At 64.8% G+C, this 26,418-nt stretch carries 25 protein-coding genes, 1 tRNA gene and 1 other RNA gene; 7 read left to right on the forward strand and 20 right to left on the reverse strand.

Annotation, left to right across the window (positions count from 1 at the left end):
* Positions 1 to 94 precede the first annotated feature (94 nt).
* The 5 genes from ACIPUB_RS16125 to rnpB form a co-directional block, all read right to left on the reverse strand.
* Positions 95 to 1,555, reverse strand: a complete 1,461-nt coding sequence (locus tag ACIPUB_RS16125; RefSeq protein ID WP_407608299.1) for a glyceraldehyde-3-phosphate dehydrogenase — start codon at positions 1,553 to 1,555, stop codon at positions 95 to 97.
* A gap of 177 nt (positions 1,556 to 1,732) precedes the next feature.
* Positions 1,733 to 2,743 carry an alpha/beta fold hydrolase gene (locus tag ACIPUB_RS16130; protein ID WP_407608300.1) on the reverse strand — a complete coding sequence of 337 codons (1,011 nt, stop codon included), beginning with the start codon at positions 2,741 to 2,743 and terminating at the stop codon, positions 1,733 to 1,735.
* The gene (locus tag ACIPUB_RS16135; RefSeq protein WP_264269656.1) at positions 2,728 to 3,045 is read right to left on the reverse strand and encodes a hypothetical protein; all 318 of its coding nucleotides are present in this window, start codon (positions 3,043 to 3,045) and stop codon (positions 2,728 to 2,730) included. Before ACIPUB_RS16135 ends, ACIPUB_RS16130 begins: the two co-directional genes overlap by 16 nt.
* Before the next feature lie 66 nt (positions 3,046 to 3,111).
* Positions 3,112 to 3,324, reverse strand: a complete 213-nt coding sequence (locus tag ACIPUB_RS16140) for a hypothetical protein (RefSeq protein ID WP_264269657.1) — start codon at positions 3,322 to 3,324, stop codon at positions 3,112 to 3,114.
* 271 nt (positions 3,325 to 3,595) lie between these two features.
* Positions 3,596 to 3,961: RNase P RNA component class A (gene rnpB, locus ACIPUB_RS16145), an RNA gene on the reverse strand.
* Positions 3,962 to 4,085: 124 nt separating this feature from the next.
* Between rnpB and ACIPUB_RS16150 the strand changes: the two genes are divergently transcribed.
* On the forward strand, positions 4,086 to 4,874 hold the full coding sequence (locus tag ACIPUB_RS16150) for a YaaA family protein (RefSeq protein ID WP_407608301.1): 789 nt from the start codon (positions 4,086 to 4,088) through the stop codon (positions 4,872 to 4,874).
* On the opposite strand, the gene ACIPUB_RS16155 is transcribed toward ACIPUB_RS16150, so the two are convergent.
* The 4 genes from ACIPUB_RS16155 to ACIPUB_RS16170 form a co-directional block, all read right to left on the reverse strand.
* Positions 4,871 to 5,281: a glyoxalase gene (locus ACIPUB_RS16155; protein ID WP_407608302.1), complete on the reverse strand. Its 411-nt coding sequence runs from the start codon at positions 5,279 to 5,281 to the stop codon at positions 4,871 to 4,873. The genes ACIPUB_RS16150 and ACIPUB_RS16155 overlap by 4 nt on opposite strands.
* Before the next feature lie 77 nt (positions 5,282 to 5,358).
* Positions 5,359 to 6,099: a zinc ribbon domain-containing protein gene (locus ACIPUB_RS16160; RefSeq protein WP_407608303.1), complete on the reverse strand. Its 741-nt coding sequence runs from the start codon at positions 6,097 to 6,099 to the stop codon at positions 5,359 to 5,361.
* A 226-nt stretch (positions 6,100 to 6,325) separates the two neighbouring features.
* Positions 6,326 to 8,104 carry a DUF222 domain-containing protein gene (locus tag ACIPUB_RS16165; protein WP_407608304.1) on the reverse strand — a complete coding sequence of 593 codons (1,779 nt, stop codon included), beginning with the start codon at positions 8,102 to 8,104 and terminating at the stop codon, positions 6,326 to 6,328.
* A 189-nt stretch (positions 8,105 to 8,293) separates the two neighbouring features.
* Entirely contained in the window at positions 8,294 to 9,217 is a 924-nt protein-coding gene (locus ACIPUB_RS16170; RefSeq protein WP_407608329.1) for a Nif3-like dinuclear metal center hexameric protein, read from the reverse strand.
* 429 nt (positions 9,218 to 9,646) lie between these two features.
* Here ACIPUB_RS16170 and msrA point away from each other — a divergent pair, with 429 nt between their 5' ends.
* From msrA to epsC, 3 genes are all read left to right on the forward strand, one after another.
* Positions 9,647 to 10,189: a peptide-methionine (S)-S-oxide reductase MsrA gene (msrA, locus tag ACIPUB_RS16175; RefSeq protein WP_407608330.1), complete on the forward strand. Its 543-nt coding sequence runs from the start codon at positions 9,647 to 9,649 to the stop codon at positions 10,187 to 10,189.
* Between the two features lie 96 nt (positions 10,190 to 10,285).
* Positions 10,286 to 11,221, forward strand: a complete 936-nt coding sequence (cysK, locus tag ACIPUB_RS16180) for a cysteine synthase A (RefSeq protein ID WP_407608305.1) — start codon at positions 10,286 to 10,288, stop codon at positions 11,219 to 11,221.
* 127 nt (positions 11,222 to 11,348) lie between these two features.
* Positions 11,349 to 11,933, forward strand: a complete 585-nt coding sequence (gene epsC, locus ACIPUB_RS16185; RefSeq protein ID WP_407608306.1) for a serine O-acetyltransferase EpsC — start codon at positions 11,349 to 11,351, stop codon at positions 11,931 to 11,933.
* Between the two features lie 129 nt (positions 11,934 to 12,062).
* On the opposite strand, the gene gndA is transcribed toward epsC, so the two are convergent.
* Positions 12,063 to 13,502: an NADP-dependent phosphogluconate dehydrogenase gene (gndA, locus tag ACIPUB_RS16190; protein ID WP_407608307.1), complete on the reverse strand. Its 1,440-nt coding sequence runs from the start codon at positions 13,500 to 13,502 to the stop codon at positions 12,063 to 12,065.
* Between the two features lie 212 nt (positions 13,503 to 13,714).
* On the opposite strand from gndA, the gene ACIPUB_RS16195 reads away from it, so the two are divergent.
* Positions 13,715 to 14,440 carry a FadR/GntR family transcriptional regulator gene (locus ACIPUB_RS16195; protein WP_407608308.1) on the forward strand — a complete coding sequence of 242 codons (726 nt, stop codon included), beginning with the start codon at positions 13,715 to 13,717 and terminating at the stop codon, positions 14,438 to 14,440.
* Positions 14,441 to 14,541: 101 nt separating this feature from the next.
* Here the strand turns inward: ACIPUB_RS16195 and ACIPUB_RS16200 are convergent, their stop codons facing one another.
* The 4 genes from ACIPUB_RS16200 to ACIPUB_RS16215 all read right to left on the reverse strand — a co-directional run bounded on the left by ACIPUB_RS16200 (position 14,542) and on the right by ACIPUB_RS16215 (position 18,372).
* Positions 14,542 to 15,585, reverse strand: a complete 1,044-nt coding sequence (locus ACIPUB_RS16200) for an L-idonate 5-dehydrogenase (protein ID WP_407608309.1) — start codon at positions 15,583 to 15,585, stop codon at positions 14,542 to 14,544.
* Positions 15,575 to 16,348 (reverse strand): SDR family oxidoreductase, encoded by a 774-nt coding sequence (locus ACIPUB_RS16205; protein WP_407608310.1) that lies wholly within the window; start codon positions 16,346 to 16,348, stop codon positions 15,575 to 15,577. The genes ACIPUB_RS16200 and ACIPUB_RS16205 overlap by 11 nt, the downstream gene beginning before the upstream one ends.
* A 40-nt stretch (positions 16,349 to 16,388) precedes the next feature.
* Entirely contained in the window at positions 16,389 to 17,792 is a 1,404-nt protein-coding gene (locus ACIPUB_RS16210; RefSeq protein WP_407608311.1) for a GntP family permease, read from the reverse strand.
* Positions 17,793 to 17,856: 64 nt separating this feature from the next.
* A complete protein-coding gene (locus tag ACIPUB_RS16215; protein ID WP_407608312.1) occupies positions 17,857 to 18,372 on the reverse strand; it encodes a gluconokinase in 516 nt (171 codons plus the stop codon).
* A 294-nt stretch (positions 18,373 to 18,666) separates the two neighbouring features.
* Here ACIPUB_RS16215 and ACIPUB_RS16220 point away from each other — a divergent pair, with 294 nt between their 5' ends.
* Positions 18,667 to 18,852, forward strand: coding sequence for a CsbD family protein (locus tag ACIPUB_RS16220; RefSeq protein ID WP_407608313.1), 186 nt, complete (start codon positions 18,667 to 18,669; stop codon positions 18,850 to 18,852).
* A gap of 171 nt (positions 18,853 to 19,023) precedes the next feature.
* Here the strand turns inward: ACIPUB_RS16220 and ACIPUB_RS16225 are convergent.
* From ACIPUB_RS16225 to argE, 3 genes are all read right to left on the reverse strand, one after another.
* Positions 19,024 to 19,096 (reverse strand) — tRNA-Val (locus ACIPUB_RS16225).
* A 188-nt stretch (positions 19,097 to 19,284) separates the two neighbouring features.
* Positions 19,285 to 20,559, reverse strand: coding sequence for an MFS transporter (locus tag ACIPUB_RS16230; RefSeq protein ID WP_407608314.1), 1,275 nt, complete (start codon positions 20,557 to 20,559; stop codon positions 19,285 to 19,287).
* 50 nt (positions 20,560 to 20,609) lie between these two features.
* Positions 20,610 to 21,782: an acetylornithine deacetylase gene (gene argE / locus ACIPUB_RS16235; protein ID WP_407608315.1), complete on the reverse strand. Its 1,173-nt coding sequence runs from the start codon at positions 21,780 to 21,782 to the stop codon at positions 20,610 to 20,612.
* Positions 21,783 to 22,308: 526 nt separating this feature from the next.
* On the opposite strand from argE, the gene ACIPUB_RS16240 reads away from it, so the two are divergent.
* Complete coding sequence (locus tag ACIPUB_RS16240; protein WP_407608316.1) at positions 22,309 to 22,641, forward strand: hypothetical protein; 333 nt, start codon at positions 22,309 to 22,311, stop codon at positions 22,639 to 22,641.
* A 6-nt stretch (positions 22,642 to 22,647) separates the two neighbouring features.
* Here ACIPUB_RS16240 and lepB read toward each other — a convergent pair whose 3' ends face one another.
* From lepB to ACIPUB_RS16255, 3 genes are all read right to left on the reverse strand, one after another.
* Positions 22,648 to 23,145 carry a signal peptidase I gene (gene lepB, locus ACIPUB_RS16245; protein ID WP_407608317.1) on the reverse strand — a complete coding sequence of 166 codons (498 nt, stop codon included), beginning with the start codon at positions 23,143 to 23,145 and terminating at the stop codon, positions 22,648 to 22,650.
* Positions 23,145 to 24,572, reverse strand: coding sequence for a multicopper oxidase family protein (locus ACIPUB_RS16250; protein ID WP_407608318.1), 1,428 nt, complete (start codon positions 24,570 to 24,572; stop codon positions 23,145 to 23,147). The genes lepB and ACIPUB_RS16250 overlap by 1 nt, the downstream gene beginning before the upstream one ends.
* A 493-nt stretch (positions 24,573 to 25,065) precedes the next feature.
* A complete protein-coding gene (locus ACIPUB_RS16255) occupies positions 25,066 to 26,418 on the reverse strand; it encodes a sensor histidine kinase (protein WP_407608319.1) in 1,353 nt (450 codons plus the stop codon).

Genomic DNA, 26,418 nt, shown 5'->3' on the forward strand with positions numbered 1-26,418 from the left:
CCCCCCCCCCCCCCCCCCCCCCCGGCCCCCCCCCCCCCCCCCCCCCCCCCCCCCCCCCCCCCCCGCTTCTATTCCCCGATTGGGGAAGGACCAGCTAGACCGCTGCAGGCTCGGTCACGGCGATGGCCGGAACCGCCAACGGGTGCGTGCCGGCCATGGTTTCAAGGACGCGGACCACTTGGCAGGAGTAACCGAACTCGTTGTCGTACCAGACGTAGACAACGGCGTTCTTGCCGGTGGCGATGGTTGCCAGGCCGTCGACGATGCCGGCGCGGCGCGAGCCGACGAAGTCGGAGGAGACGACCTCGGGTGAATCGATGAAGTCGATCTGCTTGTGCAGCTCGGCTCCCAGGGATGCCTCGCGCAGGTAGGTGTTGAGCTCTTCCTTGGTCGTCTCCGTCTCAAGGTTGAGGTTCAGGATCGCCATCGAGACATCGGGGGTGGGAACGCGGATGGCGTTGCCAGTCAGCTTGCCCTCGAGCTCCGGAAGGGCCTTGGCCACGGCCTTGGCTGCACCGGTCTCGGTGATGACCATGTTCAGCGCCGCCGAACGGCCGCGACGCTCGCCCTTGTGGAAGTTGTCAATGAGGTTCTGGTCGTTGGTGAACGAGTGGACCGTCTCGACGTGGCCGTGGATGACGCCGAAGCGGTCGTTCAGGGCCTTGAGCACCGGGGTGATCGCATTGGTGGTGCACGATGCGGCGGTGACGATCTTGTCCTCGGCGGTGATGTCCTTGTGGTTGATGCCGTGGACGATGTTCTTCAGGTTGCCCTTGCCCGGTGCGGTCAGCAGTACGCGGGAAACGCCCTTGGCCTGCAGGTGCTGGGAGAGGCCTGCCTCGTCGCGCCAGCGACCGGTGTTGTCCACCACGATGGCGTTGTCGATGCCGAATTCGGTGTAGTCGACGGTGGTCGGGTCATTCGAGTAGATGACCTGGATCAGGGTTCCGTTGGCGAGGATGGTGTTGTTCTCCTCATCCACGGTGATCGAGCCGTCGAACGGACCGTGGACGGAGTCGCGGCGCAGCAGCGAGGCGCGCTTGACGATGTCGTCGTCCGAGCCCTTGCGGACAACGATGGCGCGCAGGCGCAACCCGTAGCCGCCGCGTTCGATGAGGATGCGGGCCAGCAGACGGCCGATGCGGCCAAAACCGTAGAGGACCACATCGGTGGGCTCGGCGTCGGTGGCGCCGGACTTGCCGACCTTCTCGCCCAGTTCCTCGGTGAGGAAAGCGGTGAGATCGGTGGAGCCGGATTCGGTGAACTTCTTGTTCAGGCGTCCCAGATCGATGGCGACGGCCCCGAGGTCCAGCGTTTCGATGGCCTGCAGCAGCGGCATGGTCTGCTCAAGGGGCAGCTCCTCGCCTTCGATGCGGCGGACCACGCGGTGTGCCTTGAGGATGTTGATGGCCGACTGGTTGATCAGCTTGCGGCCATAAATGGAGGTCACCACGTTGTTGTTGCGGTACAGGCGCCCGATCAACGGGATCATGGCCTCGGCGAGCTCTTCGCGCCCGCTCCATTCCTGTAGGGCTTCGACAGACTGCTGGGTCACTGAAAATCCTTCCAAATCAGCCGGCTGGCGATCCTCAAGCCGGTTGTTACCGTAAAAGCACCTTTGCAGAAACGGTTGTTCAGGGGGTAGCAGGATCATTCCCCCGTGGAGCACTAGGGCCCGAAACCATTCTAGTATGCCTGCGCGGAGATCCACGGTGCGGGTCGGTGAGGTCTCTCACACCTGCTGGCTCTTCGGGGTCTCGGACGCCGGGGGGCGTCCTGGGCTCCGGTACGGAGTCGCCTTCGTGGCCCATGGATCAACGCCGTGCTCGAGCCAACCCAAGGTCTGCTGCCAGAACGTGGACTTGTGCATGTCGTGAAAAAGCCCGAAGTGCCCGATGCCCTTCTGGCCGTAGGCTCCCGGTTCCAGGAAACGTGTGGTGGACGGCGCGTGCGGTGTGTAGGCCAGGGTGCGGGCGATCGCCGGCGCGGAGGCGTACGGGTCGTCGGTGGTGGCGACCGCGAGGATGGGTGCCTGTAATCCACGTTGGGAGGCGCGGAGTCTATTGCGCAAGGCGGGCGGTGCATTCAACGTGAAGTCCTTGCGGCCGCGTGCCCAGTCCAGTGCGACTCCCCGGGGCAGGTCCTCGAGCCATCCGCTGCGCTTGCCCGGGAAGAATCCGCTGGCCAATGTCAACATCGGCATGACCAGGTGCCATCGGGCGATGAATCGTGCGCGGTGGCCCGTCGCGTAGTCACGCCAGTGTGCATGCTGCGCACCGACGGTCAGGATGCGGGTGAGGTGGCGGGATTCGGGCGCAAGCCCGACGCCGAACCCGCCAAAGCTGTGGCCCACGAAGTGCAGGGGCAGATGCACGTGCTGGTTCCGGGCCCAGCCGAGGACCGCATCGATGTCATAAAGGCCCCAGTCATGCCATCGCGCCCGGAATCCGCGCAGCGACCCGGGTGCGGAGGCGCCGATCCCGCGGTAGTCGAAGGTGATGGCGCTGAAGCCGTGCTCCGCCAGAAAGGCGGCGTAGCGGCGGTAGTATCGCGCCGTCACGCCGGTAGCGCAGGCAATGACCACGATGCCCTTGACCGGAACGGCCGTGTCCGAGGTGTCGGGGGCCCGTCCGTTCGGTTCAAATACGTGTCCGTACAGGATCTGCCCGTCGCTGCACGAGACTTCGATGGGGGTGGCCGGCGGCGCGATTCGTTTATCGCTTTGTACTATCGCGGGGTCCATGGTTCCTGTGGCGAATCATCGGAACCGTCGGCCGCCTCATGCGGGTGGCCGGGTGGTTGGTGCGGGAAACCTGCAAGGGGGTCCTTGTCCTGGCCTTGGGCCGACTCAAGGACCTGGCGTTTTTGTTCCTCCCGTGCCTGTTGGGCGGCCGTGCCGGAGGGTTGGTAGAAGGCGTTCAGGGCATCGAAAAAGCCCGAGGCTCCGTCACCCCCGCCTTCGGTGGGAAAGGTGAACTTGGAGGCGGCCCACAGCAAACCGATGCACAGCACCGGTATCCCGATCAGCCAGAATAGCCACTCCATGCCTTGAGTCTAATGCTGTGGCAGGGGTGCCGGAGCGAGGCGTATGCTCCGGCACCCCTCGGGTGTTCAGGCGACAAGTACGGTATCTGCCGACACCGGCGATTTCCGGATCTCGTCCAGACCTTCCACCTGGGCGGCTTCGGCCACCTTGGCCATCGGGATGTCGTGTTCCAGGGCGGCCGCCACGATGGCGTCGAGCGCTTCGATTCGTTCGTTCAGGAGAATGCGGGCGGAGGCCACGTCTTCTGCGGCGGCACGAATCAAGTCCAGTTGATGCACGGTGTTGTCCTTTCGTACGCGTCGAGTTTTGCAGGAGACAGTCTAGTCAGGCGTCGTCCGCTGCTCAACCCGAAACTTGCAGGTTGTGGATGCCCTGGGTTCGGCGCCTGTGCGTGGAAGTGGTCCGGTAGCAGGCTGCACGAGGGCCGGCAGCGTGGCGGTCGCCCTCGGGTTGGTCAAATGCGTGCGCGCGGCCGATCCTTGATGCCAAGCTCGGTGCAGTTGTTGAGCCTGGCTTCCCACGGGTCGCCCGGGAGGCACGGGATTGTGGTGGACGGGATGGCCGATACGCCGGGTTTTGTGTCGCGGTCGGTTACCCGAATCGCGGTGACGATCATCTATCTAGGAGTGCCGTTGCCGACACCCTCGAGCGGTCCACCCGACTACATTGAGCGAACAACCCAGTAGTCTGTCTGACCTTGCTCCGGGTGGGGTTTACCTAGCCGCTCCGGTCACCCGGAGCGCTGGTGGTCTCTTACACCACCGTTTCACCCTTACCCGCACGAATGCGGGCGGTCTATTCTCTGTGGCACTGGCCTGCGGGTTTCCCCGAGTGGGCGTTACCCACCACCCTGTTCTGTGGAGCCCGGACGTTCCTCGGGCCACTTGCGTGGCACGCGATCGTCTGGCCATCCCGTCCAGCGTTCAAGTCTAGTCGCTTTTGCACTGTGCTCTGCACCTGACAGGCGGCAAACTGCCATCTGGTGGTTGGCTGCGTAGTCGAATCAGGAATTGGGGTGCCGGAAGACTAGGCTTGACCGGTGTTGATTTTGCTTCCGCCCTCCGAGGGCAAAGAACCCGCCGGCGATGGCGACCCCTTTGATGCCGATGCCCTTCAGTTCCCGGAGCTGAAGCCGCATCGCCACCAGCTGTTGGCTGCCCTGGCCGAGGTTTCGCGTGCCGACGACGCGCTCGAGGTGCTCGGCGTGGGCAAGTCGCTGGTCGCCGAAGTCATGCGGAACATCGAATTGCACACGGAACCCGCGGCTGCCGCACACACCGTATACACCGGCGTGCTTTTTGAGGCGCTGGGCTATGAACGACTGGAAGCCGCGGCGCGTGAGCGAGCTGATGCGAGCATCCTGGTGATCTCCGCGCTCTGGGGAGCCGTGGGTTTTGCCGACCGGATCCCGGCGTACAGGTTGTCCATGTCGGTGAAGCTGCCCGAGATCGGCAAGCTGGCCGGTTGGTGGAAGCCGAAGCTGACGCCGGTCCTCAATGCGCGGGCCGGCGACGGCTTGGTGGTTGACTGCCGTTCCAGCACTTATGCCGCGGCGTGGGTGCCGCCGGCCCCAAACTCCGTAAGCGTCTCGGTGTTCCAGTTGCGCGGGGGCGTGCGCAAGGTCGTTTCGCATTTCGCCAAGCACACCCGTGGCGAACTGGCATCGCATTTGCTCACCCGAGGGGCCGAGGTCGCGACGCCAACGGAATTGCTGGAGGCCGCACGCGAACGCTGGGAAGCCGAGCTGGTGCCCGGCACCTCACGCAAGGCGCACCAGCTGAACATCATCCTGCCGGAGGACCATGCCTTCAGGGCCGTCGGAAACTAGCTTGCGGGATTAAAACTTGCCGCGTCGGGTTCGGCGATGTCGGGTCCATCGGTCCCCGCTATATCGGAAACCAGCTCGATTTCAAACCCGGCCGGATCCTCCAGATAGGACGCGTAGCGTGCCGGGCCACCCGCATACGGGTGTGCCTCGGCAAAGAGCAAGACAAAGCCGCTGCACTGGGCCTGCCAAGTGGGTGCGTCGACCCTTCGGCGCGATCCGGCTGAGCAGGCCGGGTGGTTGACGCCTGGTGCCTTCCTTCGATGGGGCTCGTCGAGCACATCGGGGCCCGATTCCAGCACAATGTAGTCATGCGCCCCGACGTAGCTGGTTCCGCCCTTCCAGCAAACCCCAGCCGTGTAGCCAAGTTCCTCGAACAGCCTGCCGAGGGTGCCCCGGGACGCGACCATGTCGCGGACCCGGATCTATGTGTGCTGCAGCCGCCCGGAACCCGGCGCACTCTCACGGACGTAGGCCGCGGGGTGGCCTATGCTCCCCATTCTTCACTGCGCACCAGGATGGCTCCGGTGTCGGGGCAGAAGACCAGCTCATCGGCCGGCGCAGCCTTGATTTCCCCCAGGTCGCCCGCGGACAGAGCAATGCCGCTGGCCTCGGAGGTGCCGTGGAAGAGGCGGGCCGCGCCGATGCCGTTGCGGGTGCGCAGCCTCTCGTAGATGGTGATGAGTGTTTCATCGAAGGTGGCCACCAGCCTGGCGCGCGCGTCCCGGGATTCGGCAAGCTGGTCCTGCAGCAAGGCAACGGCGGCATCGCGGCGCGCCAGGTGCTTCGCGTGCTCGTCGGCTCGGGTGGCAGTACGGGCCTGCGCCTCCGCGGCCCGCTCCTGCACCTCCTCGAGAGCCGACATGAGCTCAAGCTCGGTGTCTTCAAGGTCGTTTCGACGGACGGTGAGCGAGTCGATTTCGTGTGACAGCGCCATCAGGTCTTGGTGCGTACCGGCGCCGGCATCGATGCGCTTCTGGTCCTTGCCGATGTGGGCCGCGACCTTTTCCACGGCCAACTCGGATTCCTTGAGTGCTGCCGCTGCGGCGTCGACCTCGATCTGCACCTCGTCCTGTGCGGCTCGGGCCTCCTCGAGGGCAACCTGGGCCGCGGCAAGTTGTGCATCCGCGGTGGCCTCGGCGATCTGGCGGGTGAGCTTGGTGGCCTGCGAATCGAGCGCTGCCACGTCCAAGAGTCGAAGCTGTTCCGCCGGTGCTGCCTTTGCCATGGTGTCCTCCGCTGTGCGCGCCGTGGCGCTGCCGTTCCTGGTCTGCCTGGGCGATCAGTGATCCCCTAGGCACAACCCTAGTCAGTCGGGGAACTTCGTGGTGATTGTGACCCGCCGGAATCTGTCGATGGCGAGGCTGGCACCGCCCGGGCACGGCCGGGAAGCCAGAGGCGGCGGCAGGCGGCACGGCATCGCGGGAGGCTCGCCTTATAGCGGGAGTGGAGTTTCAGGCGGCTGCGGCTTCGGGATGGAAGACCCAGTTCCGCCTGGGTCTTTGGAGCGGGTCGCGCGATGCGGGAAGGACGACGTGTGGAATGCCGGCTACGACCCGGATGCCGAAGTGCCCCGCGTGGAAGGCGGTGTGGCACCGGATGCAGAGCAACAAACCGTTACTGACTTCTGTCTTTCCGCCTTCGGAGAATGACTTGAGGTGGTGGGCCTCACAGCGGTGGACGGGCATGGAACAGCCGGGGTTGGCGCAGCCTCGGTCGCGGGCCGCGATGGCGCGCCTCTGGCCCTTGGTGAAGAAGCGTTTACGTCGGCCCACATCCAGGGGCTGGCCCTCCCCACCCATGACCACCGGGGTGATCCCGGCGTTGCAGGCCAGGCGGCGGGCGGCGGCGGCGGAGATGTATTGCCCGTGGCTGGTGAACCCGGCGGTTTCCAGGGCCCCGGTGAGCGCGGCGTAGTCGATCATGACCAACAATTCGACGCGGGAGTTCAGCGGCATTCCGGGCTCCGCGGCTGCAGGGTCCATCCAGGAGCGCAGGGCCTCGAATAGTGCAGCAGAAAGGCGTTGGGCGCGGCGCCTGGCGTTGGCTTCGTCTCGGGTCTCGCCGGGGTATCGGTCGTTCTCGGGCAGGCCGTAGGGGTTGGCGCATGGCAGCGGCTTGCCGACATCGTTGAATCCGGCCCGGGGACGCTGCGCGGCGGGGACGTCGGGGTTGACGGCCCAGGCGGGAATCTCGGGGGCGTTTTCAGCGTCCTCGGCGCGCTCAATGGCTTCGGCGCCGTTTGCCGTGCCCGGGATTCCGGCCACGTCCAGGAGTGCCGGCGGGGAGACGGTTTCCGGGGTGGCGGGAGTGCCGGAAGCGGTGCGGGGATTGTTCAGGTCCTCGGCCAGGGTGCAGAGCATTTCGTGGCCCTCGGCGTCGGTGGTGAGCTCCCAGATGTAGCCGGCAGGTTTGTGGCAGCGAAAGCGTAGCCCCTCGAACCGGGCCCTTGCGGCCTCCTGCCCCTCGACGCTGGTGTGCTCAAGGTCGATGGCCACCTGCTTCAGGAGCCTGCCCACCGCGGCCTCGTCGGCGGTGTGAAGGGTGCGGGCAACTTGCTTCTCCAGCGCGGCGCGGGCCTTCTCAGGGTCAGTTTGCGCCTCCAGGGACGGTTCCAAAGCGGCGAGCTTCGCCGCTGCGTTGGCCAGGACCTTGGGGTCGGAGGAGCCGCCGGCCAGCGCCCGGCCGAGGTGCGGGAAGGTCGGCGGCAGCGTGGTGCCGTCCGGACCGTTGTGCTCCATGAGCCGGGCGTGGGTGCTAACGCGGTGGGCAGCCTGGAAATAGCTCAGGTGCAGTTGGTTCTTGAGGAACTCGGCGGTGTCGCGGTGCAGGGGCTTTCGGTCGGGGCCGGTCACTGCATCCGCCGGCAGGCCGCTGGTGCCGGCGACAAAACCTGCCGCGTCTTTCAGCACCTGGTTGGTTTCGGCCAGCGGCGCTTCGGTGAGGGTGTGGACCTCGGCGGCCTCGCAGGTGCCGGCGGCCAGGACCTGCCCGTAGGACCCGGTGCGGAAGAGGCATTCGGCCAGTTGCGCCAACGCGGCGGCCCGGACCGGGGAGCCGGCCGCGGAGGCGGCCCCCTGCTCCAACAGGCGGCGGGCGACCAGGTCAACGGCGGCCAACAGACGCAGCGGATCGACGGGGGTGCCGGGACCGGAAGATGCTTCGGTGCCCGTCCCCAAAGCCCCGCCGAGTGCGGCGAGGGCCGAGTCGATGATGCCGGCCGGTGTGTCCATGGGATCCATGGTGCTCCCCGGACATCGGTGCTCGCCAGCGCCGGCATGGGTTCTGTGGATAACCCCCGCGGGCCGTCCAAGCGGGCACGAACGGCGCGGATGCAAGAGATGCGGTGCGCGCTCCCTGCCCGGGAAATCCGGGAGCGGTGAGCGCGCACCGCATCGAGGCAGGTGGGTGGGGTCGAGCGGTTACGGCGTGAGAATGAAGTCCCAGGGATCGGTGTTGATGGCCGAGACGCCGACCTCCACATCGTGTCCCAAATCGTGCAGGACGTTCTTCAGCGCGTCGGCGGCGGTGGGCAGCCACAGCCACTCGGAAGCGAAGTGGGAAACGTCGATGAGGTAGGGCTTGCCGTTCAATGCGGCTTCGCGGGCCTCGGATGCGGGGTGGTGGCGCAAATCGGCGGTCACGTAGACATCGGCCTCGGCGGCACGGACGGCATCGAAGAGCGAATCCCCCGCCCCTCCACACACGGCGACCTTGCGCACGATCCCTGCGCGGTCCCCGGCGACGCGCACTCCCCCGGCCACCGAGGGCATCGCGGAGAAGACGCGGGAGGCAAACTCGTGCAGCTGCAGCGGTTCGGGCAGCATGCCGACCCGGCCGATGCCTTCCTCGGGCAGCCCGTCCTTGGAGGGCGCCAGCGGCTGCGTCTGGGTCAGGCCAAAGATGTCAGCCAGCACGTCGGAGACCCCGCCGATGGCCGAGTCCGCGTTGGTGTGGGCGGTGACCAGCGCGCAGCCGGATTCGATGAGCAGGTGCACCGCCTCGCCCTTGAACCCGGTGGCGGCCACGGAGTTAACCGGGCGCAGCAGCAGCGGGTGGTGGGTGATCAGCAGGTCGGTGCCGCGGGAAACCGCGTCGGCCACCACCTCAAGAGTGGGATCGACGGCGAACATGATCCGCTTGACTTCGCGTTCGGGGCGCCCGACCACGGGTCCGACGGTGTCCCACTCCTCGGCCAGCGAGGCGGGCCAGAGTTCCTCGACGGCAATCAGCACCTGTCCGAGCGTGGGAGTGGACAGCACGGCTTCGATCTGGCCGGATTCCGGTTCTCCGGTCTCGGTGTCGAACCGGGCAGGCGCGGCGGTCGAGGTGTTCCCGGAAGCCACGGCCTGCCCCGCGGTGCCCGTGCCCGCGCCCGTCGCGGCGGACTCGAGGGGGGAATCGTGGCCGGGTGCGTTCGTGGGCATGCTCGACGGCGGCGATGCGGCTGCCACGGCGCCGGGGGCGGCGGGATTTGCCTCCGTATGGGCGGTGCCGGCACTTTCCTGGTCGGCCGATCCCGGCCCGGAGACGATACGCATGCCGTGGGGCTGCTGCTTATTGCTCTGCATGCATCTACCGTATCCGGATCGGCCCCGAATGCCGTCATGTGCTGGCCGCATTTTGCGCCCGTGCCGTGAGCAGGGGGCGGCGGCATCGGACCCGCGGGAATGAATTGGCGGTGCCTGTGCTTGAGTGTAAGTGTGAATGATTTCTCAATTTCCAGCACACCGATCCGCTTTTCTGCCACGACCCGGGGTCCCGCCGGTCAGGAGCTGACCACCTTTGTGCTGGCCGGCGGCTGTTTTTGGTGCCTTGATGCCGTCTACCAGCGCACGCGCGGAGTCCACGCCGTGGTGTCCGGCTACACCGGCGGTTCCGACCCCGCCCCGAACTACCGCACGGTCTGCGGCGGAAATACGGGACACGCCGAAGCCGTTGCCGTAACATTCGACTCCGCCGTCGTTCCGGACGAGGTCATACTTGACATGTTTTTCACCACCCACGACCCCACGACGCTGAACCGCCAGGGCTACGACGTCGGCACCCAGTACCGCTCGGCGATGTACCCGCTTGACCCCGCGCAGGAGTCGATTTTCCGCGAAAGCGCGCTGAAGTTCGGGGAGCTCTATCCCGATCCGCTGGTGACGGCTTTCGAGGTCCCGGGTGACTTTTTCGTGGCCGAGGGAATCCACCAGGACTACTACAACCGCTTCCCCGACGAGGGGTACTGCCGGGTCATCATCGACCCGAAACTGGCCAAGGCCAGGAAATATTACGCAACATGGCTCGAGGAACCCGCCGCCGAGCGGTCCTGACTAGGCTTGTACCTGAAGGTTCCCGGCGCGTCACTGCCCGACGGGACCGTGCCTGAACGGCCCATTCCGCTCCCACACCCAAGGACAAAGGACACCATGTCGAAGATCTACAACGACGTCACGCAAATTGTTGGCCGCACCCCGCTGGTGCGCCTGAACCGACTGGGTGCCGGGCTGCCGGGCAACATCGCCGTGAAGCTGGAGTTCTACAACCCGGCCAACTCGGTCAAGGACCGCATCGGCGTGGCCATCGTTGACGCCGCCGAGGCCTCCGGGGACCTCCGCCCGGGCGGCACCATCGTCGAGGGCACTTCCGGCAACACCGGCATCGCCCTGGCCATGGTGGGAGCCGCCCGCGGCTACAAGGTGGTGCTGACCATGCCCGAGACCATGAGCACCGAGCGCCGCGTGATGCTGCGCGCCTTCGGCGCCGAGATCGTGTTGACCCCGGGCTCCGAGGGCATGCGCGGCGCCGTGGAGAAGGCCAAGGAAATCGTCGCCACCACCGACAACGCCATCTGGGCGCAGCAGTTCGCCAACATCGCCAACCCGGAGGTGCATGCAGCGACCACCGGTCCTGAGATCTGGAACGACACCGAGGGCGAAATCGACATCTTCGTCGCCGGCATCGGCACCGGCGGCACCATCACCGGTGCCGGCCGCTTCCTCAAGGAGCAGAAGCCTGGCCTGCAGGTCATCGCCGTGGAGCCGAAGGATTCGGCGATACTCAACGGCGGCAAGCCGGGCCCGCACAAGATCCAGGGCCTGGGAGCGAACTTCATCCCCGAGGTGCTGGACACCGAGCTCTACGACGAGGTGCTTGACGCCTCGATCGACGATTCGGTCGCCATTGCCCGCGCGCTGGGTACGCAGGAAGGAATCCTGGGCGGCATCTCCGGCGGCGCCGCCGTGTGGGGGGCCCTGGAAATCGCCAAGCGCGAGGAAAACGCCGGCAAGCTCATCGTCGCCGTGATCCCCGACTTCGGCGAGCGTTACATCTCCACGCTGCTCTTTGACGACATCCGTGGCTAAGACAGCCGATCCGGTCGTTGTCGGCCGGGGCGCGCGGGAAACCGCACGCCCCGACCGGCACCGCTTCGGGCTTCACCCGCAGCTTTCCGGCCAACAGCCGGATCGCCGCACAAACAAAGGCCAAGGTTTGAGATTCTTTTCCCGACTAGCCGAAGACCTGCGCGGGGCAAGTGCGCATGATCCCGCCGCCCGCGGGCAGGCCGAGAACTTCCTGGCGTACTCGGGCCTGCATGCGATCTGGATCCACCGGCTGACCCACCGGCTGTGGCAGAACCCCAGGACGCGCTTTCCTGCACGCCTGCTCTCCCAGGCCGGCCGCTTCCTCACCGGGATCGAGATCCACCCGGGAGCCACCATCGGCCGGCGGTTCTTCATCGACCACGGGATGGGCGTGGTCATTGGGGAGACCGCCGAGATCGGCGACGACGTGATGATCTACCACGGGGTGACCCTCGGCGGGCGATCGCTGGCCAAGGTCAAGCGCCACCCGACCATCGGTGACCGTGTGGTCATCGGGGCCGGCGCCAAGGTGCTGGGCCCGATTACGATCGGCGCGGATTCCGCCATCGGCGCCAACGCCGTGGTGGTCAAGGACGCTCCGGCGGATTCCATCATCACCGGCATGCCGGCGAAGAACCGCCCGCGCACCGCCGAGGAACACAAGCCGGCAGTTGATCCGGCCGAATACATCGATCCGGCCATGTGGATCTAGGGTTGGCCTGATCGAACAAGTTGCGGTGTCGGAGCCGGTCCCCTTGGGGGCGGCACCGACACCGTTTTTGCGTCTCCGGGCGGCGGACACGCCCGCAAAAAAACCACGAGGTGGTGAAGCGGGTGGAGACTAGTGGGTGTCTTCGGCTTCGATTTCGGTCTTGTCGCCGCTCCACTGGGTGTGGAACGAGCCGGCGGTGTCGACGCGGTTGTAGGTGTGCGCACCGAAGAGGTCGCGCAGGCCCTGGGTCAACGCTGCCGGCAGGCGCTTGCGGCGCAGGCCGTCGTAGTAGGCCAGCGAGGCGGAGAACACCGGCACCGGCACGCCCAGCTGGACGGCGGTGGACACCACGCGGCGCCAGGCCGGAAGGGCAGCGGCGATGGCCTCGGAGAAGGCGGGGGCGAAGAGCAGGTTTGCAGGCTTCTCATCCGCGGCGTAGGCCTTGGTGATGTCTGCAAGCAGGGCCGCACGGATGATGCAGCCCTCGCGCCACAGCGAGGCGATCTCGTCGAGCTTCAGCTCCCAGTTGTATTCCACCCCGGCGCTGGTGAGCATGTCCAGGCCCTGGGCGTAGGACACCAGCTTGGAGGCGAAGAGCGCCTGGCGCACGTCTTCGACGAAGTTCTCGCCCAGTTCCACGGCGACCTCGTGGCCCGCCAGGACCTCCTGGCCGATGGCGCGCATCTCGCGCTGCGAGGACAGGCCCCGGGCAAACACGGATTCGGCGATGGCCGAGGTCGGGGAGCCCAGGTCCAGGGCTGACTGCACGGTCCAGCGACCGGTGCCCTTCTGGCCTGCGGAGTCGACGATCACGTCAACCAGCGGCTTGCCGGTCTTCGCGTCCGTATGGGCCAGCACCTCGGCGGTGATTTCGATGAGGAAGGAGGCGAGCTCGCCCTTGTTCCATTCCTCGAAGATCGCCGCCTGGGCCGCCGGCTCGATGCCGGCGCCGGTGCGCAGCAGGTCGTAGGCCTCGCCGATGACCTGCATGTCGGCGTATTCGATGCCGTTGTGGACCATCTTCACGAAGTGGCCGGCACCGTCGGTGGAGATCCAGGCGCAGCACGGGGCGCCGTCGATCGCCTTGGCGGAGATCTTTTCCAGCATCGGGCCCAGGGCGTCGTAGGACTGCTTCGAACCGCCCGGCATGATCGAGGGGCCCAGCAGGGCACCCTCCTCGCCGCCGGAAACGCCGACGCCCACGAAGTGCAGGCCCTTTTCGGCCAGTGCGGCCTCGCGGCGGCGGGTGTCCACGAAGTTGGAGTTGCCGCCGTCGATGATGATGTCGCCCTCTTCGAGCAGCGGCACCAGGGAGTCAATGACCGAGTCGACGGGGCCGCCGGCCTTGACCATGATCAGCACGCGGCGCGGGGTCTCAAGGTTCTGGACGAGTTCGGCCAGGGTCTCGGTGCGGATGAAGTCGCCCTCGTCGCCATGGGCAGCCAGCAGCGCATCGGTCTTGGCGACCGAGCGGTTGTGCAGCGCCACGGTGTATCCGTTGCGGGCGAAGTTGCGGGCGAGGTTTGCGCCCATGACGGCTAGGCCGGTGACGCCAATCTGTGCAGGCATGAAGTCTCCATCGTTGCGATTTTGCTGGGCCGGGCGAATACCGGCACGAAGGAGCGCCGGGCACGGCTCCGTGACTTCTGTCCACTTTAGTTTGTCTGGCGTCTCCATGGCCAGAAGAACACGCCTCGTTGCCATTTGTTGCCCCGGAAACACGTGGCTTTTTGCGTGTTCACTGGGAAATTTGTGCAGTTGATTCCCGATAGGATTGGCTTATGCCCAATAGCCTGCACCAACGAGCCGTCGACCATCTCGGAAGCCGCATTGTCGACGGATCCATTCCCGCCGGCGACGTGATCCTGGCATCGGAGTTGGAGAGCGAACTGGGGGTCTCCCGCTCGGTCGTTCGCGAGGCCGTGCGCGTTTTGGCCTCGGCCGGCCTGGTGGTTTCCACCAAGCGGGTCGGCATCCGGGTGTTGGCCGCCGAGCACTGGAACCCCTTTGACCCGCTGGTCATCCGCTGGCGCCTGGCCGGAGACGGTCAGGGCGCGCAATTGCGCTCCCTGACCGAGCTGCGCGTGGCGGTTGAACCCATGGCAGCCGAACTCGCGGCCGAGCACGCGCCACCGGAATTTTGCGGCGAGCTGCTGAACCTGGCGGCCCGGATGCGCCATGCCGGCCGTTCCGGGGACCTGGCGACGTTCCTGGAGTTGGACATCCGCTTCCACGCGCTGGTGTTGGCGGCCTCGGGCAATGAGATGTTTGCGAACCTGGCCAATCCGATCGGCGAGACGCTGCGGGGACGCACCGAACTTGGCTTGATGCCCGAGCATCCCCACGAGGAAGCGCTGGCCTGGCACCAGGCGGTCGCCGACGCGATTTCCGCCCGCGAACCACACCGGGCGCGGGAATCCATGGAGCTGATCATGCGCCGCACCAACCAGGAGATCTGCGGCGTGTGGGCGGATAGGCCGCGGCTCTTCCCGCAGCCCCAAGCCTAAGGCCCGCAAGCGAAGGCGCTCCGCCGGATCCCCTACGGGAGTCCGGCGGAGCGCCTATGTTTTTCGCGGTGTTGGGAAACCTGACCGGGTGAAAACCGCGGTTAGAACTTCAGCAGGACCTTTCCGGATGCGGCGGAGTCCTTCGCCACGGCGAAGGCAGCAAGGGCGTCGTCGACACCGAATTCGTGGGTGACGACGGCCGAGACGTCCAGTGTTCCGTCCGCAAGTGCGGCCAGCACCTCATCGATCTCGTCGTTGAAGCGGAATGAACCGACCAGTTCGAGCTCACGGGTGATAGCCAGCGAGATCAGTGCCGGCTGCTCGCCCGAGGGCAGCAGGCCGACCATCACGATGCGCCCTCCCCTGACCGTGCCGCGGACCGCCGAGGCCAAGCCGCGGTGGTTTCCGCTGGCCTCGATGACCACGTCGGCCTCGATCTCGGCGATGGCGTCGACGTCGTCGGCCTTCAAGGTGGTAGTCGCGCCGGCTGCCGTGGCGATTTCCAGCGGGCGATCGAACATGTCCACCGCGATGATTTGAGCGGCACCTGCCCGCTTGAGCACCGCAACGGCCAGCACGCCGATGGGACCGGCGCCAATGACCATGACCCGCTTGCCGGCAACCCCGCCGGCGCGGGAGACGGCGTGCCAGGCCACGGCGGCGGGTTCGGCCAGGGCGGCATCGCGCAGCGAAAGCCCCGCCGGCAGTTCCCGCAGCATCCGCGCGGGCAGGTTCACCGCGGTGGCAAAGCCACCCTCGGTGTGCGGGTACCGTGCCGCGGAGCCCAGGTAGGTGCAGCCCGGGGAGAGGTTGGGCCGGTCCCCGGGATAGCGTGCGCCGGAGCCGCCGGGGGTGGCGGGGTGCACCGCGATGCGGGTGCCGGCCGCGGGGCCGGTTCCATCGGCGGCCGCGGCGAGGACCGTGCCGACGATTTCGTGACCCAGGACCATGGGCGCCTTGAGGATGGACTCCCCCGCCGCCCCGTGCATCCAGTAGTGCAGGTCCGATCCGCAGATGCCGCCGTAGGCGATGGCGATCTGCGCCTCGTGCGAAGCCGGCGCGGGGACCTCGATGGCCTGGACGCGCAGGTCGTTTGCCGCGTGGGCGACGACCGCGGTGGCGGTGGTGGTGGCGTTAGACGACAACGGTCATTCCCCCGTCGATGAAAATGGTCTGGCCGTTGACGTAGTTGGATCCGTCCGAGGCCAGCCACACGGCGGGACCGGCCAGGTCTGCCACGGTGCCCCAGCGCCCGGCCGGGGTGCGGCCCAGGATCCAGGAGTTGAACTGCTCGTCGTCCACCAGGTTCTGGGTCATCGCGGTGTGGATGTAGCCCGGCGCGATGCCGTTGACCTGCAGTCCGCCGGACGCCCACTCGGCGGTCATGGCCCGGGTCAGGTTGCGCAGCCCGCCCTTGGCCGCGGTGTAGGCGGAGATGGTGGGCCGGGCCAGGTCCGTCTGCACGGAGCAGATGTTGATGATCTTGCCCTCGCCGCGCTGAAGCATGCCCCGTGCTGCCTCGCGGCCCACCAGGAAGGCGCTGGTCAGGTTGGTGTCGAGCACGCGCTGCCAGTCGGCGACATTCAGCTCCAGCATGGGCACGCGGTGCTGGATGCCCGCGTTGTTCACCAGGATCCGCAGCGGTCCGACCTCGGCCTCGATGGCCGCGATGTTCCGGGCCACGGCGTCAGCGTCGGTCACGTCGAACGCGTAGGAGAAGATTCGGTCCGCTCCGTAGCGGGCCTCGAACTCGGCGGCCGTGGCCGCCAGGGTCTCGGTATTGCGGCCGTGGAGCACGATCGTGGCCCCGGCGTCGGCCAGGCCGGCGGCAAGTTCCCGCCCGATGCCGCGCGAGGATCCGGTGACCAGCGCGATGCGCCCGGTCAGATCAAAGAGGTTGCTGCCCATGTGGATTCCTTCCCTGGGTGTTGTTCGAAGAGCTGCGGGACTAGAACGCGGCGGCGACGGCGAAGATCAGGTACGCAATGGCAAAGCCGATCACGCCGACCAGCGCCTGGCCCACGGTCCAGACCTTCAGCGTCGTCTTGACGTCCATCCCGAAGAACCGGCTGACCAGCCAGAAACCGGAGTCGTTGACGTGGCCGGCGAAGACGGAACCGGCCGCCAGTGCCAGCACGATGGCCACGACCTCGATCTGGTTCAGGTCCGCGTTGCCCAGCACCACGGGCTGGACGATGGCGGCGGCGGTGGTCAGGGCGACGGTGGCCGAGCCCTGGGCGACGCGCACCACCGCGGCGATGATGAAGCCGGCGACGATGATCGGCAGGCCGAGGGCGTCGAGTGAATCGGCAACCGCGTCGCCGATGCCGCTGGCGCGCAGCACCGCGCCGAACATGCCGCCGGCGCCGGTGATCAAGATGATCGAGCATACCGGGCCCAGGGCCGAGTCGACGACGGTCTCGATGAGTGTCTTGTCCTTGTTCTGCTTGTAGCCCAGCAGGTACATGCCCAGCAACACGGTGAGCAGCAGGGCGACCGGCGTCTCGCCGACCAGGCGCAGGATCTGGACCCACTGTGCCTGGCTGTCCACGATTCCGGCGGAGGCAAGAGTGTTCAGGCCGGTGTTCATGAAGATCAGGACCAGCGGCAGCAGCAACAGGGTCACGACGGTGCCCAGCTTCGGCGTGGAAGCGAAGTCGTGCTCCTCCTGGGCGGTGCCGGCCAGGATGTCCGGGATGGCGATGTTGAACTTGCGTCCCACATACTTGCCGAACAGGTGGCCTGCGAAGAACCACGTTGGCAAGGCGACGACAAGGCCCAGCAGCAGGACCAGGCCGACATTGGCCTCGAGCAGGCCGGAGGCGGCGACCGGGCCCGGGTGCGGCGGCACGAAGATGTGCATGACGGAGAATGCGGTGGCTGCCGGGAAGGCGTAGCCCAGGAAGGAGCCACCCAGGCGGCGTGCCACGGTGAAGATGATCGGCAGCATCACGACCAGGCCGGCGTCGAAGAAGATCGGGAAACCGAAGAGCAGCGAGGCGATGGACAGCGCCAGAGGTGCGCGCTTCTCGCCGAACTTGTTGATCAACGCATTGGTCAGCACCTCGGCTCCGCCACTTGTCTCGAGCATGCGCCCGAGCATGGCACCCAGGCCGACCAGCAGTGCGACGGAGGCCAGCGTCCCGCCAAATCCGCCCGTCAAAGTCGGAATCACCGCTGCCACCGGGATGCCGGTGGCAACTGCGGTCAGCAGCGAGATGACCACGAGTGCAACGAATGCATGGATGCGCCATTTGATAATGAACAAAAGCAGCAGCAGGATTGCGCCCACGGCAATGGAGAGGAGCGCGGGTGTGCCCAGCGTCCAGTTCATGACTAACTCGTCGGTCATCATTGTCCTTCGGAGGTTTATGGATGTCGGGTGACGGGGTGGTGGAACCGGTCGGTTCCGGATGTTACCTGTAGTTCAAGTTATTGGCCACGAGGGCCACAATGTCTTCCGGGCTCTGGCTGACGTCCACTTCGATGGCGGCTTCGTCAGCTTCGATGGCCTCGAGCGTGTTCAATTGCGAGGTGAGCAGGGTCGAGGGCATGTATTCATGGCTGCGTTCGTCAAGCCGGTTCTGGATGAGGTCGGCAGGGCCGCGCAGGTGGATGAAGAGCGTGGCTGGCTCATGGGCACGCAGCAGGTCTCGATAGCTGCGCTTGAGTGCGGAACACGCGATGATCGCAGGGGTGCCGCATTCGGAACTTCTGGACAGTGCGTGGCCAATGGTCGCGAGCCACGGCTGGCGATCGGCGTCATCCAGCGGATGACCCGCAGCCATCTTTTCCTTGTTGGACGCGGGGTGAAGATCGTCGCCGTCGGTAAATGTCGAACCGAGTGCCTCCGCAAGCATCTTGCCCACCGTGGATTTACCGCATCCGGAAACTCCCATAACGATCATGGGCGGGTTGGCAAGGCTGTTCATTGTCACTCCATCGTGGATCCAAACGTAATGTCCGACATATCTTAGTGATGTCGACCATAAATCTGATTTATACAGACTAGGCCTCACCCATCCGAGTGTCAACCGGGTGTTTCCCGCGGCCTTTCAGGCAATACTCCGTCGGCGGAAATCAGCGCCGATATGCCGATGCACGGGCCTCGGCTCAAGGGCTTGGAGCAGGCTTTCCGTTCCCCACCCCATGGTTCCCAGCCAATGCCAAGGTTGACTTAATAGCGTGGGACGAGTCCAGGCAAGATCAACGAAGGGAATTCCACCATGGGACTCGGAGACAAGATCAGCAACAAGGCACAGGAAGTCGCCGGCCAAGCCAAGGAAAAGCTTGGCGACGCAACGGATAACGAACGGTTGCAGGCCGAGGGCATCAAGGATCAGGCAGCGGCAAGGGCCAAGCAGGCCGGGGAACACGTCAAGGATGCCGCCAAGGACATTACAGACAAATAGTCGTTCCCTCGACCCAATACAAGTGCTTCGTGGCCCCGAGACGATTCTGGGGCCACGAAGCACTTTTGCATTCGGGCGTTCGCACGCATCCGGCGCCGCATATGTTTGGCTTAACGAAAAGATCCCTCGGGGGAATCGACTTACGTCCATTCCCCCGAGGGATCTTGCGTGTGGGCCCTACCGGGATCGAACCGATGACATTCACGGTGTAAACGTGACGCTCTACCAGCTGAGCTAAAGGCCCTGGCACAACCACTTTCCCGGAATATTTCCGATCGAGTGCTTTGCAACAAGAAGATAATCTAATACAGACATCCCTGACTTGGCAAATCGCACGTCCGAATCGCGTGAACCGGACAAGCCGTTCCAGCACGGGCCCAGGGCCGCCGGACGCTACCCAAGGGAACCCGCCGGCGGCCCGACACCCCTTGGCTACGCCTGCGCGTAGCGCTTTCGCACGAAGTAGAGACCCACTAGGGAAATGACGGCAATCGCCATGTAGTAGAGACTCGGGGCGTTCAGGGAACCCGTGATGCTCAACAGCCACGTGAGCACGAGGGGCGCGATGCCTCCGAGCAGGGTGACTCCGACGTTGTAGGTGACGGCGAGCCCTGTTCCGCGGATGGCTGCCGGGAACAAGGCCGACAGCAGCGCGGGCATCGGGCCGAAGTAGAAGGCCATGATCACTCCGAGCAGCGCAATGACAATCACCATGACAGGCACGGTCGGGTTGCTGACCATCAGCTGGAACAGTGGCCAGGCCAGCAAGAGCGCGCCGACGGCCGCATAGGTCATGACCTTGGCCGGGCCGATCCTGTCTGCAAGATGCCCGACAAACGGGACCCCGATCAGCACGATCAGGCCCGCAACGACGCCGCCAAGGAAAGCAGCGGTGGCGGGGATCCCCAGGTTAGTCACGGCAAAGGTCGGCATGTACAGGATCATGTAGACCGAAATGGTGGCGACGCCGATGACGGCCGAACCGGCCAGCAGCCGGCCGTAGTGGTTGACCACCAGGGCCTTCAACGGCGCGTGCTCCTTCTCGCTTTGCATGAACTCCTCGGTTTCATCCAGCTTGGCACGGATGTAAAGGCCAACCGGGCCGATCAGCAGCCCGACGAAGAACGGTACCCGCCAGCCCCAGCTGTACAGGTCCTCCTCGGAGAGCCACTGCGTCAAGCCATAGCCGAAGGCCGAGGCCAGCAGCATGGATGCGCCCTGGCTGGCGACCTGCCACGACGAGTAGAAGGCCTTCTTGTTTGGAGCGGTTTCAATCAGGAAGGCCGTTGCCGTGCCGAACTCGCCGCCGGCGGAGAAGCCCTGGATCAACCGCGAGACCAGGATGATCACCGCACCCCACACGCCTACCTGGGCGTAGGTCGGGGCCACCGCCATGATGAGCGTACCGACCATCATCAGCATGAGTGTCAGCGTCAGTGCATTCTTCCGCCCCTTGCGGTCGGCATAGCTGCCCAGGATCATTCCGCCCAGCGGCCTGATGACGTAGGACAGCGCAAAAGTTGCGAAGGTGAGCACAAGGGCGAAGGTCCCGTCGGACTCCGGGTAGAAGTTCTCCGCGATGACCACGGCGAAAGTCGCGTAGACGATGATGTCGAACCACTCCAAGGCGGCGCCAATCGACGAACTGACCACTGCCTTTCTGGCAGCCGAAAGCTGCGCCGGGGTGGCCACTTGGGTGTTGGCCATGTTTTTCTCCTTGGGGGTTGGCGAAGGACCGGGCTCTGGCTGCGGCGCGGTCAGGCGCTGAGCGCCACGATCAGGTTGTCGATGAATGCCTCGCACTGGACGATCTGCTCAAGTGCGATGAACTCGTCCGGGGCATGGGCCTGGGCAATGTCGCCGGGACCGCACACCACCGTGGGAATGCCGGCGTTGAAGAACAGTCCGGCCTCGGTACCGTAGGTGGCCTTGTCCGGGCTAGCGGTGCCACCCAGCTGGGCTGCCAGGGCGACGATTCCCGCTTCCTCAGGGGTATCCAGGCCCGGTGTCTTGGCCAGGACCTCGAATTCGACATGGGCTTCAGGGTTCCGCTCCTGCATGGCCGTTTCGATGCGCTTGGCCTCGAGGCGGAAACGCTCGATGAGCTCCATCGGATCGTCGTCCGCGATCGAGCGGAACTCGAAGTGGAGGGTGCAAGAAGCCGGGATCGTGTTGACCGCGATGCCGCCCTCGATCTGGTTTACCGTCGTTGTCGTGTGCGGCACGATGAAGGCATCGTCGAAGGGGCCATCCTGGTCGAAGTCCCGTGCTGTCGAATCGACGAAGGCGGTGAATTCGGCGGCGGCGGAGATTGCATTGACGCCTTGGGTGGTCAGGGACGAGTGGGCTGCGACGCCATGGAAATCGACGCGAATGACATTCACCGACTTGTGGCCACGGACCACGCGCATGCTGGTGGGCTCCCCCACGATGCAGCCGCGCGGCTTCAAACCGGCCTCGGTGATGGCGGCGACCAGGTCAACCGCCCCGATGCAACCCACCTCCTCGTCGTAGGAAAAGGCCAGGTGAATGGGTTCGTCCAGCTTTGCCCGGGCGATCGTCTCGAGCTTGGCCATGATCACGGCGACAAAGGTCTTCATGTCACAGGTGCCGCGGGCGTAGAGCTTGCCGTCCCGGATTTCCGGGGCAAACGGGTCGCTGCTCCAGGTTTGGCCGTCGACCGGAACGACATCGGTGTGTCCCGAAAGCACGATGCCGCCGCTGCGGGTGCCGTCGGCGGCCGGGATGGTTGCCAAAAGGTTGGCTTTGTTGCCCTCGGCGTTGTGGACCAGCAATGAATCGATCCCGAGAGCGTCAAGGCGCCCGACAACGTAGTCAATCAGGGGCAAGTTGCTGTCCCGGCTTGTGGTGTCGAAGCCGATCAGCTTCGCGATTTCCGCCATGGTCGCTTCGCTGGGTGCGTGTGACATTGCTACTCCTGGTGTTCGTGGGGCCGACCTTTATTGCCCATGGTAAATCTGAAAGGGCCGCGAAGAGTGTCTCATTCCCCGGGCAGGGTGTTGCCGAGCCGTAACACCGGAGGGCCAATTCGGCCTCGCAGATGGCGGCTTGTTGTGGGAATCACGCCTTGGCGCCAAGAAACTGCCCTGCTTTGCGCCAAGGTCATTCACGGACACGCTGAAGAACACTTTCGGGCCCGCCCAGATGACTCGGGGACGGACGAGCCAGGTGTCCAGCAGGGTTTCCCCATGGTTCATCGGCAACCATCGAGGCATGAGCATCGATCAGGCCATAAATCAGGATGAACCCCCGGCCCAGGACAAGCGCCCGTCGCGACGCACAGTCTTTGCCCTTGTTCCGTTGGCGGCCCTGGCAACGACCGGGGTGGGAGTCGGAGCTGCGAGACTGCTCAGACCCCCGGACGTGCCCGCCACGCCGTTGGGCGCTCTCGGATCACTGGACGGGGGTCTGGCGCGGATCCACGGGATCATCCCCTTGGAAACGGATTCCTGGAATCCTCCGGAGCCCGTTGCGACGCTAAAGTCGCCGATTGCCTCCGGCGGTCATCGCGTACGGGTTCTTCTGGAGCTGACTGCCAGCAAGGCATCAGGCGTGCGGTTCGAATCAACAGACTTCGCCGTTGAGGAAATCGTCGGTTTCAGGGCGGAACCACTATGGGTCAGCCAGCAGTCGGCAATCATCTCGCTGGGCGAAAATTTGCAGGTGTCGTTCATCTTTGAGATTCCCAACAAGGCAATACAACTGGTTCTCGAGGGACCGGGGCAGCTTCGTCTTGCGCTCGGAACCGCCCATCACTCAAATCCCTAGGCCTGGTTAGTTCCATACGTGCAGGATGCTACCGCGCATATTTCCCAGGGGTACGGCACCGTAGTCGCGCGAATCAATCGAGGGGCCTCGATTATCGCCCATCACAAATACCGTGTTCGGCTCAACAAGAATCGGCCCGAAATACGTTGCATCGATGGCTTTGGGGTCTATATCGGGTTCCAGTCGGCGCACGCCGTCAACATATACAACACCGTCCATGATCGCGATTTCCTGCCCCGCCACGGCAATTACCCGCTTCAAGCTAATCGTTCCATCGTCGGGAGCACTGAATACCACTAGGTCATCCGTGTTCGGTCCGGTCGTTGTCGCGTGCGTCTTGAGCAACAGGGCGTGGGCACCCTCCCTGACCTGCGGGCTCATACTGTCCGAGGCGATCGTGATCGGCTCGAGCAGGAATATCCTACCCAAGACCAGCACTACAAAAAGTGCCGCCGCCGCGTGGATCACGAGACGGCGGCGCTTTGGTAGTCCGGGTCTGGACATCAGTCGTTGTCCCATTCCGGGCGTGCAGCGGTCATCGGATCATGCTCATCGACCTCATTGGCGTTCAGCGCGACCCGAAATTGCGTCATCATGTCGTGGTCCTCGTGGGGAAGGTTGTGGCAGTGCACCATGTATCGGCCCTTGTGTGGTCCGAAACGCATGAGCACCTTCACCTTCTCGCCCTCCCCCACGTAGACAACGTCCTTGGGCCCCGCTTCGTACGGCATCGGAGCCTTGCCGTTTCGGCTAATGATCTTGAAGTCGACCAGATGGATGTGTACTGGGTGGAACCAACCGCCCGACTTGTTCTCAATTTCCCATTCCTCCACGCTATCCATCGCTACCTGGGCGAAAACTTTCTGGTAACCGCTCGCGATCACCTCGGCCCAGCTTGATCCCCCGATGGTCCACATGTTTGTCTTGTCATCCCGCGCAACCCGCATGTATCGCTTCTGCTCAACCATCCCCTTGGTCAGGCCCATCACGTCAGTGTTCGGGGCAAGTACGGTGGGTACTGTGTTCCACGTCGTGTCACTGTCATCCACCGGGTCGCCCACTACATCAAAGGCCATGACCTTGTTGGTGTTGTCGTAGTCGACATTGTTCTTGTTGGACAGGTTGCGCAGTTCGACTCGCTGGCCCACCTTGTACTTGGAGAAGTCGATCAGCACCTCGTACCGCTCTGCGCCGCCGTGGCGCCACGATGTAACGGTGACGGGTGCGGGCATTAGTCCCCCGTCGGTGGCCACCATGGTCATGGCGTCGTTCGTACTGAGTGCCAGCCGCAGCGACCGGGAAATGCTGGCGTTGAGCACCCGAAACCTGTAGATGCGGCGTTTCACTTTCATCACCGGCCACGGAACGCCGTTGACGAGAATGACATCGCCCCACAGGCCCGAATGTGTGTTGTCGTCGTATCCCATGGCACCGTTTGCAGCGAACATGGCATCCGTAATTGTCAGGCCCACGTCGAATTCTCCCTGCGGAAGCAGTCCGCGTTCCTGCGGATCGTGGATTCGGTACTGTGCGGCCAGCCCTGAATAGGCATTCTGGGCCGTGTAGTGCACGCCGTGGTCGTGATACCACAACGTTCGTGCCGGCTGGAAATTGGGAAAATAGTACTTTTTTTGGAAACCAGGCATGGTGACGTCGCTGGCGTAGCCGTCATATTGCGGAAGCGAAGCCGAACCATGCAGGTGTGTTGAGGTGGCAAGCACGTGCCCGTGGGTGGGGTGGGTCGCCGGAAGCTTGTTCTTAACCGTCAACGTCGTCTTGGTACCGCGTTCCACCTCGATGGTGGGGCCAGGGAAAATTCCGTTGTAGCCCAGGATCGGCGTTGAAAGCCGCGGCAGGATTTTGGCCGTTCCCGCCATTTGGGTCACCACATAGTTCTCTACCTTGGCTCCGTCGGCCGGGTCGATGCCCACCGAGTACGGACGCAAGACCGGGGGCTGGGTAAAAGCAGCCCGATACGGTCTGGGCATGTCGGAATCCCTGAGCCGGCTGGCGGACTTCGCGGCCACCGTTCCCCACGGGGTAGCCACCGCACCGACACCCAGGACGCCGATTCCACCTAGCAGCAGGACTTGTCGTCTGGAGGGCTGCATGATCGTTCCTTACTCGAGCGCTTGCATTGGTTCTCACCGAGCATGACCCAACAAGCTTGTGAAAAACCAATGAATGCACGAGGGTCCGGACGCCGACCGGGAATGCCCGATCGAGAGGCTTCGCCGCTTTTCCACGCCACGGTTGCTGCGGGATCCATCGCTGCGCGTCGACGTGATGGCAGGGTCGCTGCTCCGGTTACGGCGTTGTTTCGCCATGCTCCTGTGCGCTGTCCAGAGCCGAGTCGGACGCCAACCCGCGGAAAAAGGGGGGGGCACCGGTCTGCCCGACGATCTTCGGAATGACCGGGTCACGTTAGGCGTCAACGCTGCGGTTGGCGAAGGACCCGTTTGTCGGGACGCGGACCCGAATGCTGGTGCCCTTGTCCAACGTGCTGCTAATTTCAAGTCGTGCGCCCGCCGTCTCGGCGAAATCGGCCATGAGACGTAGCCCGAAATGGTCCGACTCGGACCGGTCCGAGGAACCAAACCCCACCCCGTCGTCGCTGACATTCAGATCCCAGCTCCGGCCCAGGCGCATCAGGTGAAGTTCCATGTTCTTCGCCTCTGAATGTTTGATGGCGTTCAGCACTGACTCCCGTGCGATTCGATGGAACATGGTCGATTGCCGGTCGTCGAAAGGCAGTGGTTGATCAATTTGGACGATCGTCCGGATTCCCTGGCTGCGGGCGCGCTCGGCGAGAATGCCAAGGGCGCGTGGCAACTCGTCCGCCGTGACCGAAGAGGAATAGAGCTCCGCCGTGATCCCTCGAAGCTTCCCAATCGTGTCTTGCAGCACCGCCCCTGGCGCAATGTTAGGTCCCAACTCGGGCAATGGTTCCAGGACGTAGGCCAGGCCGGCCAAATCCTGGATGATGTCATCGTGCAACGCGGCGGCCAGCCGCATTCGTTCACGTTCTCCAGCGTCGATGGCCTGCTGCAGGATGGCACGCCGTTCCCGCTGGTGCTTTTGGACCTGTCGGGCCAACCGGATGCCGGGGATCAATTGCCCGCCTTGCAGAACCGCGCCCGCGACCAACAGAACAGGGATCATGCCCAGCAGGAACTGATTCTCGGGACCGCGCACGACCGCGTCGTCGAAATACACCTCGAATAGCAACGGAACGCCGCCCGCACTGCGGGAAGCCACGTAAACCTCCACCAGTTCGCCGTCGCCGGATTCGAACTGGTTTTCTTCTTCCTCCTGCACTTCCACGGTGGCCACCCCGGGGCCACCCGCCAACAGCTCCCGCGCCCAGGGTTCAAGTTCGAACCTGGAACCGGCAAGTTCGCTCCTGTCTGAATACAGGATGGTCCCCTCTGCGCTCCACACCTTGATGCGAACGATTGATTCGTCGGCTAGCCACGGGGCCAACCGCGTGTCAATCCTGGACAGGACCTCCGGATCCGGCTCTTCCGGAACGACGCCCACCACAGGGCTGATGACGTAGTCGGCCAGCCTTTGGGTGAGCTCCACCGCATCCTCAAGAGCCAGGTCCCGGGACACTGCCCGGACCCAGAAGGAGAACGGGATGGCAACAACCGCCAACACCACCAACCCGGTTGCCAAGAATTTGACGATTGCGCTACGGACGGCGGATCCCTCCTCGACCAGGGTCCCGGTCGAGGTATCGGCTTTGGCCTTCGTCCTGTCAACGGAGCCCCTCAT

The organism is Paeniglutamicibacter sp. ORCA_105 (genome assembly GCF_045798545.1).
Taxonomy (GTDB): domain Bacteria; phylum Actinomycetota; class Actinomycetes; order Actinomycetales; family Micrococcaceae; genus Paeniglutamicibacter; species Paeniglutamicibacter sulfureus.